General features: G+C 45.4%; 9 protein-coding genes and 1 pseudogene. 6 read left to right on the top strand and 4 right to left on the bottom strand.

Features of this window, described 5'->3' with window-relative positions; translation table 11 throughout:
* Positions 1 to 306, top strand: a pseudogene (locus V7Z64_RS03070) (hypothetical protein); the annotation flags it as partial.
* A gap of 46 nt (positions 307 to 352) precedes the next feature.
* Here the strand turns inward: V7Z64_RS03070 and V7Z64_RS03065 are convergent.
* Positions 353 to 466, bottom strand: a complete 114-nt coding sequence (locus V7Z64_RS03065; RefSeq protein ID WP_003396753.1) for a DUF6254 family protein — start codon at positions 464 to 466, stop codon at positions 353 to 355.
* Positions 467 to 574: 108 nt separating this feature from the next.
* On the opposite strand from V7Z64_RS03065, the gene V7Z64_RS03060 reads away from it, so the two are divergent.
* Complete coding sequence (locus V7Z64_RS03060) at positions 575 to 2188, top strand: methyl-accepting chemotaxis protein (protein WP_334109301.1); 1614 nt, start codon at positions 575 to 577, stop codon at positions 2186 to 2188.
* A gap of 13 nt (positions 2189 to 2201) precedes the next feature.
* Here the strand turns inward: V7Z64_RS03060 and V7Z64_RS03055 are convergent, their stop codons facing one another.
* The 3 genes from V7Z64_RS03055 to V7Z64_RS03045 form a co-directional block, all read right to left on the bottom strand.
* Positions 2202 to 2651 carry a hypothetical protein gene (locus V7Z64_RS03055; protein WP_442885001.1) on the bottom strand — a complete coding sequence of 150 codons (450 nt, stop codon included), beginning with the start codon at positions 2649 to 2651 and terminating at the stop codon, positions 2202 to 2204.
* Between the two features lie 57 nt (positions 2652 to 2708).
* A complete protein-coding gene (locus V7Z64_RS03050) occupies positions 2709 to 3704 on the bottom strand; it encodes a YkvI family membrane protein (RefSeq protein ID WP_297989994.1) in 996 nt (331 codons plus the stop codon).
* 72 nt (positions 3705 to 3776) lie between these two features.
* Positions 3777 to 4151: a FixH family protein gene (locus V7Z64_RS03045; protein WP_297989996.1), complete on the bottom strand. Its 375-nt coding sequence runs from the start codon at positions 4149 to 4151 to the stop codon at positions 3777 to 3779.
* Between the two features lie 98 nt (positions 4152 to 4249).
* Here V7Z64_RS03045 and V7Z64_RS03040 point away from each other — a divergent pair, with 98 nt between their 5' ends.
* The 4 genes from V7Z64_RS03040 to V7Z64_RS03025 are packed head-to-tail and all read left to right on the top strand — an operon-like array spanning position 4250 to position 7865.
* Complete coding sequence (locus tag V7Z64_RS03040) at positions 4250 to 5221, top strand: YncE family protein (RefSeq protein ID WP_297989998.1); 972 nt, start codon at positions 4250 to 4252, stop codon at positions 5219 to 5221.
* A 3-nt stretch (positions 5222 to 5224) separates the two neighbouring features.
* On the top strand, positions 5225 to 5896 hold the full coding sequence (locus V7Z64_RS03035) for a response regulator transcription factor (RefSeq protein ID WP_297990000.1): 672 nt from the start codon (positions 5225 to 5227) through the stop codon (positions 5894 to 5896).
* Positions 5883 to 7289: a sensor histidine kinase gene (locus tag V7Z64_RS03030; RefSeq protein ID WP_297990002.1), complete on the top strand. Its 1407-nt coding sequence runs from the start codon at positions 5883 to 5885 to the stop codon at positions 7287 to 7289. Before V7Z64_RS03035 ends, V7Z64_RS03030 begins: the two co-directional genes overlap by 14 nt.
* Before the next feature lie 39 nt (positions 7290 to 7328).
* On the top strand, positions 7329 to 7865 hold the full coding sequence (locus V7Z64_RS03025; protein ID WP_297990004.1) for a PAS domain-containing protein: 537 nt from the start codon (positions 7329 to 7331) through the stop codon (positions 7863 to 7865).
* Positions 7866 to 7899 lie beyond the last annotated feature (34 nt).

Below are 7899 nucleotides of genomic sequence, written 5' to 3'. Positions count from 1 at the left end.
ATGGCCACAAAAGACGACATCGCTGACATCGAGCGACGTATGGCTACAAAAGACGATATCGCAAGCATCGAACAACGTATGGCTACAAAAGATGACGTCGCACATATTCCTCTAATTAAGCAAGCCGTGTTAGAAACATTAGAAATAGTAAATGAAATTCCAACGATCAAGCAAAACCTCGCTGAAATGTCCCAAAAACTAGACGATGTCATCGCTACCCAAGCACGGCACGAGCTAGCTATTCAGTCGCTTGCTGTTCGGTCACTTGTACATGAAAACGAAATACGGGCGTTAAAAGCAAGATAACGCGGCGAAAGGCTGTCACAAACTTTTTTGGGACAGCCTTTTCCATTTATTTTTCTTCTTTTGCAAGCTGTTCAAACGACTTCACTTTACCATGCGGTTCATTTTGCGCCTGCTTGCGCACCGTCCATTGCCGCTCTTTTTGCCTTTTCGATTGCGTCATCAGCCATCACCTCCCTTTTTATCATTTGTCCATTCATTTATTTTATGACTTTTTTATTATTTGAAAATTGTGTATATTGTAAGTAAGGGGATAAAGGGGGAGATGCGATTGTTACATTCACGGCCAGCAAAAAAAGCGTTGCAAAAAGTGCAGCGGGTAGCGAAAGAAGTCAGACAAGCTTTTCAGTTTGATCGACCGCTCGCTCATCAGCTTGATTCGTTACGCGATGTATTAGACCGCCATCTTGAGCGCGATGAATATTTCGTCATTGTCGATGAAGATGGGCGCGGTCTTGTGCATACGAACCGATTGCGAGAAGGGATCATCTTTGATGACGAAGTAGGAAAAAAATCAGCAAAAACAACCGTACCGCTATTACAGCAGTATAAACGAAATACAGGCGAAGTGCTGATCGACGCTTCTTGTCCGCTTTTTGAACAAAATGGAAAGCGGTTTAACTTACGTATGGGACGTCTTATCCATCAGCCATATATTGAAACGTGGCTGAGCGTGATCGTGTTATTGCCGACGGTTGCGCTATTTGTTTTTTCGCTTATGTTGCGGCTGTCGCTTAGCCAAACGCTCATTCTTGTCGTTAGCACATGTTCGGCCGGCGTTCTCGTTTCTTTTCCGTTTTACCGAATCGTGATGAACCGGCTGCACACTTGGTATCACGTTACCCGTTCCGTCTCATCCGGGCAGCTTCATGTAGAAGTAAAAACGGTCGGAAAACGAAACGCTTTTCATCAAATCGGCTATGAAATCAACAAAGTCATTCTCGGTTTGCGCACCATTTTGCAACAAATCGCCAAAGCGACTCATTCCGTTGAGCGTGTAAGCGATGAACAAAAACAAGAGGCGAAACGAATAGCTGAAGCGTTCGATGAAGTGTCAGCGACGATGGAGACGTTTCGTGAAGGCGCGCAAAAACAAACAGCGTTTGTCGACGAAGCGAAGCAGCGCATTCAAACGATGTTGCAATATATGCAAAACGTTCAAATGGATATTGAACAAGTAGTCAAGCGGGCGCAAACGACATTTGACTCCGCACAAACAGGATATCGTCATATGCAAAACATTGAACAACAAATGAAAGAAACTACCCAACACATGAACGGCACGGCGCATACCATTCAAACCGTCGCCAAAGAAGCGGATACCTTAATGCAAAAAGTATCCGCTATTACGGCCATTGCTGAACAGACGAACATGCTTGCATTAAACGCTTCCATCGAAGCAGCAAGAGCAGGAGACGCAGGAAAAGGGTTTGCGGTCGTCGCTTCTGAAGTGCGTAAACTGGCCGAGCATACGAACGCTTTCGCATCCGAAATTTTGTCGTCGCTTGCGAATACACATCATCAATTGTCAAACGTGGCAACCGCCGTGACGAAGCAGGCGAATACAATCGATGAAACGACGATTTCACTAACAAAAATGACCGAAAGTCTCGCTCACTTTCAAACGATGTCTCATGAATTGCACGCCTTAATTCAACGAAACCGAACGCTTATGCAGCAAGCGACGAAAGAAGGAAGCGAACTGCATGAAGCGATTGGAGACATTTATACGATCGCCAATGACTTCACAAAAGTTGTGCACGAAACGGCAAGCGGTCTTGAACAACAAGCGTCAAGCGTCCATCAACTCGCCAAAGAAGCGGCTGTGCTCGCGGAGGAAGTGCGACAGCTGAAACAAATTTTACATCGCTTTCATATGCAATAAGAAAAAAGCGAGCCTAATGCGCATTGGCTCGCTCGTTTTTTGTGCGATACACGTATGCTGCAATTCCGACGACAGAAAGAATAAGCGGCAAAAACATCTCCCCTGTCTCTAAACTAGCTACGACGCTACATCCGAAACAAAAGAGAAGCGGCTGTTTTAGCCACGCTTCATGGCTAAACATCCACCATTCTAACAATCCTATCGTAAACGCCAACACATACATCGTTCCGTCGTTAAGCAAAAAGTATTGGCTAAACGCAAAGGCACCCATCCATAACGCAATGGCAGCCGGCAATAAAAGAAACGCTTCGTGCTCCCGCACACCGCGCTTAAACACATATAGATGAACAATAAGTCCGAAAGAAAAAACAACCGCCGGCCATACACTCGCACGATACCATTGAATGATATGGAACGTTTCAAGCGTAAATAAAAGCAAACTGCCCACGACGAAAGCAACCATCGCTTTTTTCACGCGCTCCCACCTCCTCTACATTCAATGTACTACACTTCTTTTTTTCTAGCTAGGCATTTTTCGATAGAAAAGTAAGAAAATAAATACGATACTCATATAGCCAAACAAAGGATACAACACAGTGAGAAGCGCATGGTAACCAACTAAACTAAACGCGTACATCGCCAATAAAAGCGCCGCTAGTACAACCATCGGGTTTTGAAAAAAAAGAGCTAATTTTCGATGCAATCCAAACACCCCCGCAATAAACGACGTAAAAATCTCACCGTAAATGATGACAACATATAGCCCATAAAACGAAGCGAGCGAACGTTTCACGACTTCTGCCATCGGGATGCTGTAAGACTGCAACTTTGGAAGAAACGAAAGCGACAAATGGCTGCTTAATAAAATAAACATTAACAACAAACCGCCCAACCATCCGCCGAGACGAATGACTTTTTCATCGTTCACCTCCGCCGCCAGCGGAACGAGAACGACTTGAGCCATTGCTAAATTAAACGCCACATACGCAAACGGGGAAAAAAAAGCGGCAAGCGGCGGCTTTGTCCAAACGATTTCGCCCCCATTCATAAACGAAATGAATAAACTAAAGGCGATCATAAGCGGAACAACAATCATATTGACGCTTAAAATGCCGTTTAAACCAAACAACATCGTCACAAAAGCGAGCAACACCGTCAACATCAGCCCGACAAATGCTGGCATATGAAGCTGTTCCTCAAACACCGCTCCCGCCCCCGACAACATGACAGATGTGACAGAAAATAACACCAAAAACATAAACACGTTAACGAAAACGCCCACTTTTCCAAACAAATACGCATTCAGTTGTTCATACGAGCGCGCATGAAGCCGATTCGCCATCATCATTAAACGCGTCCCAAAAAAAATAAACAACCCTCCGCTGAGTGCAATCGTCACCATCCCGATCGCACCGTATTGTGTAAAAAATTGCACAATTTCTTTTCCCGTCGCAAACCCTGCCCCAACAACAGTTCCGACATACACAAACGCAATTTGCATCGCGCGCATCCACATACGCTCTCCCCCACTCGTCCATTTTTTCTATATATATGAAAAAAAAACGGCGAATATTTTCCGCCGTTTTTCTTATTCTACCACTACGTCCACTTTTGGCATGTTATGCATATTTTTCGCTGTCACATGCGCCACGACAGAGTACGTCCCTTTTGTCGGAAACGTATAACGGGCGACATATTTTCCATCACCGACATGCGTTCCTTCAATCATTTCGCGGTTTTCCTCGCCATGCTTCCATACTTCAAATTTGACTTCTGATGCATCTGTCACCTTTTCGTCACCGTATGTCGCAAAACAAGCGAGCTCCACTTCTTCATTGACCGGGAGCTTCTCCGCAATCGCCATTTTTACGTCTAAATACGCCAGTGATTCTTCTTCAGGCGCATTGGCGCAACCAGCAACAACGAGCAAAACGAACGAAAACAACAATAGCCACTTTCTCATTTTCATCCCCTTCCTATGTTACAATACATTTGTTTCACAAAATGTTCACAAAAATTTGTTACAATGATGATAAACATACTCGATGGAGGATTCATGCGATGCGTGTTCGTCTCTTTATTTTACTCATCATCGTTTTATTGACAAGCTGTACCCCGCAAACGTACACCCCGATCGAGCGAGAGCAAGCGGTGATCGGCGTCGTCAACATGAAAGAACAAAGCTTGTCATTCATTGATTATAACACGAAAAAACAGCTTGCAACATGGCAAGTAAAACAACCGATTACAAAAGCCACCCTTCTTCCTGACGGGGATACGATCGTTTTATTCGGACAAGACATGGATGAAATGATCGCTTACACGTTATCGACAGGAACAGAAACGAAACGGTGGAACGTAGACAAAGGCGTAACAGACGTGCTTGCCACCGAACGAGCATTGCTCGTTGTCAACGAAAAAAAAGGAACCGTCTCCATCATGACGTTCGATGGGAGAGTAACGGATACGATTCATACTCCCCCATCCCCTTTTACAATTGTCGAGGACGACAAACATCGGCAATGGATTGTCATTCATTTCAAAAACGGAGCAATCTCATTCATTGATTGGGGGACAAAACAAGTAAAACAAACGGTCGATACGCTCGATTCTGCCGTTAGCGGTTTAGTCGTGACCGAAACGGATGAATTATGGGTCGGCGGACACGGAGGTGGCGCAACCGTTCAACAAGAGGCGTTCGTCCATTCGCTAGTCGACGGACGAATGATCGCGCGCGTGCCAGCGGAGACGATGCCGATTCAATTTCTTCAAACCGAGCAATCCGTTTACGTCCTTTGCCACGGATCAAACATGTTGTACGCGTTTGATCCGAAAACAAAACGTATGACAAACGCATTGGACATTGGAGCGAATCCGTTTGCGATGACAAAAGCGAAAAATGAGATCGTGATCGCTAGCTACGACAGCAACGAACTCGTTTTCGTTGATGAAAAAACGCTCAAACAAACGAAAACTGTCCCTGTCGGAAATGGACCGTTTTACGTCTTTTTCCGTGATGCAAAGGAGGAATAAATTGTGGCGACCATTTTAATTATTGACGATGAAAAAGAAATGCGCGAGTTACTTCGTCTCTATTTAGAACAAGAAGGATTTACGTGCGTCGAAGCAGACGATGGCGAAGCAGGGTTAGCGATGCTAGCGAACACCCACGTCGACTTAATTTTACTAGATATTATGATGCCGAAGCTCGATGGCTATCGTTTTTGTATGCATGTGCGCGAACGGTCCCAAGTACCGATCATCTTTTTAACAGCACGAAGCGATGAATGGGATCGCGTCTATGGGTTAAAAATTGGTGCGGACGATTACATCGTCAAACCGTTTAGCCCAAACGAAGTAGTCGCGCGCGTATATGCGGTGCTCAGACGTACGAAAAGCGCAGAGACGACAACGAAACATGAAGCAGGTCCGATTGCGGTCGATGAAAAAGCACGAAAAGTCACCGTCAACGGAAAACCGGTTGTATTAACGTTAAAAGAATTTGAACTGCTCATATTGTTTATGAAACATCGCGGTCAAGTATTTACGCGCGAGCAGCTATTAGATCGCGTCTGGGGCATTCATTATATCGGCAGCACGCGAACAGTGGATACGCACATTAAAACGTTGCGCATTAAATTAGGCGAAGCAGGACAACTCATCCAAACGGTATGGGGAGTGGGATATAAATTTGATGAGACGATTTAACGCACTTTCACTACAACAAAAAGTATGGCTGACGATTACCGCCTTTTTAGTTCTTGCGGTAGGGCTTTTATACGCAGTTGTCGTTTACGTATATGAAAACATTTATATTACAAACGTCGAACAACGGTTGCTGCGGGAAGGAATGAACATCGCCGCCAAATATGAAGGAGGCGCCATTACCGACTCGTTTCGCGCGACCGTCTCCCTCATAAACGACGTATCGGATGCGGATATCGTTCTCGTGAACAATCCGCGTGAATTAAGCGCCTGCTTGCCGTTTGAAGTCGATCATCACTCCATTATTAGCGAACAAGAGCGACAACGGCTTCTTGCTGGGGAAACGGTAACGAAAAAAGGATATGAACAGACGTTTGAGCGCCACATCGTCGGCATCATCATTCCTTTGTTAGATGAGCATCGCCTCATGGGCATTTTATATTTATACGTTCCGCTCGCGTCCATTGAAGATGTGCTCGAGCGCATTCAAATGTTCGTCATGATCGGCGGCAGCCTTTTTTTATTCATTACTGTATTTGTCGGGCGAAAAATTGCGATGCATTTAACAAAGCCTCTACAACATATGCAACAAGCCGCTTATCGCGTGTCGCAAGGCGACTTTTCCGTCGAAGTACAAGCGGAGACAGAAGATGAAATCGGACAATTAGCGAAAGCGTTTAATCAAATGGCGCATGCGCTTGCAAAAGAAGACGAGCGGAAAAAAGAATTTTTAGCGAACGTATCGCACGAACTGCGCACGCCGCTCAGTTATGTGAAAGGATATAGCGAAGCGCTGTTAGACGGCGTCGTGAAAGATGAAGCACAACAAAAAAAATATATGAAACTCATTCACCGCGAGGCAAGCCGCATGCAGCGACTTGTGCGCGATTTGCTTGACTTGGCGCAACTTGAAGGCACGTATCCGCTCGTGCGCACACCATTTTCGATCGCGCAGCTCATAGAAGAGACGATGGAAAAGTATGAACGAATGATGCAAGAAAAGTACATTCATCTTTTGCTCGACCTCGATCACGACTTAATCGTCGATGGCGACCCAGACCGCATCGAACAAGTGTTGCAAAATTTGCTAGACAACGCTTTGCGCTACACTCCTTCCGGCGGCAATATAACGGTGCGCACAACGAGAAAAGATACGATGTGCGAGCTCATCATCGCCGATGATGGACAAGGAATGTCGCAACAAGATCTCGAACGGCTCGGCGAACGATTTTTCCGCACCGACCGCTCCCGCTCGCGCGAACATGGTGGAACAGGTCTTGGCATTGCGATCGTCAAACAAATCGTCAAACTGCACGGCGGCTCCATTCGTTTTGAAAGCGAACGCGGAAAAGGAACGACAGTATACGTGCAATTGCCGCTATACGATGCGATATAGTATAATAGACCTATCCCATGATTAGGAGGACACGGCACGATGAAATTACATGCTATTCCTATAAACTTGCAACATCTTTTTGAATCGATGAACCGTTCATTTGCGATGATTATCTTTCGCCCTGATACAACGGTATTATGGGCAAACGACGCATTTTTACAAACGATGGGTTATACCGAACAGCAAGTACTCGGTGTATCCCACCGTCAATTTTGCCTCCCAGAATACACAAACAGCTATGCGTATACGGAATTTTGGAATCGTCTAAAAAAGAAACAACCGTTTTACGGCACAGTGCAACGCGTCACCCGTCACAGAAAACATGTATGGCTAGAGGCGCTATATGCCCCTGTGTTAGACGACAACGGCGACGTGCAAGCCATCTTTAAAATCGCCACCGATGTGACGGATCGTCAAAATACGTTGAATGAAGAGTTTGCGAGCTTGCTAGAAGAAATGAATGCGAGCACAAACGATATTCATCAAACGTCGCGACTCATTGACGAACATTTGCAACGGTTAGCGGAAAAAGCTGAGCGCGTCAGCAAAAGCACGGAACAAATTCAATCACTGTAGATGAGCATTTTTCATTACATTAATTTCCATCCCT

Source organism: Anoxybacillus sp., assembly GCF_036834105.1.
In the GTDB taxonomy this organism is placed as follows: domain Bacteria; phylum Bacillota; class Bacilli; order Bacillales; family Anoxybacillaceae; genus Anoxybacillus.
This window is presented reverse-complemented; position numbering and strand designations above follow the sequence as displayed.

Excerpts from the sequence above, each read along its gene's own strand:
- V7Z64_RS03065 (WP_003396753.1), bottom strand. The coding sequence starts at position 466 with ATGACGCAATCGAAAAGGCAAAAAGAGCGGCAATGGACGGTGCGCAAG.
- V7Z64_RS03055 (WP_442885001.1), bottom strand. The coding sequence starts at position 2,651 with ATGGTTGCTTTCGTCGTGGGCAGTTTGCTTTTATTTACGCTTGAAACG.
- V7Z64_RS03050 (WP_297989994.1), bottom strand. The coding sequence starts at position 3,704 with ATGTGGATGCGCGCGATGCAAATTGCGTTTGTGTATGTCGGAACTGTT.
- V7Z64_RS03045 (WP_297989996.1), bottom strand. The coding sequence starts at position 4,151 with ATGAGAAAGTGGCTATTGTTGTTTTCGTTCGTTTTGCTCGTTGTTGCT.
- V7Z64_RS03040 (WP_297989998.1), top strand. The coding sequence starts at position 4,250 with ATGCGTGTTCGTCTCTTTATTTTACTCATCATCGTTTTATTGACAAGC.
- V7Z64_RS03030 (WP_297990002.1), top strand. The coding sequence starts at position 5,883 with ATGAGACGATTTAACGCACTTTCACTACAACAAAAAGTATGGCTGACG.
- V7Z64_RS03025 (WP_297990004.1), top strand. The coding sequence starts at position 7,329 with ATGAAATTACATGCTATTCCTATAAACTTGCAACATCTTTTTGAATCG.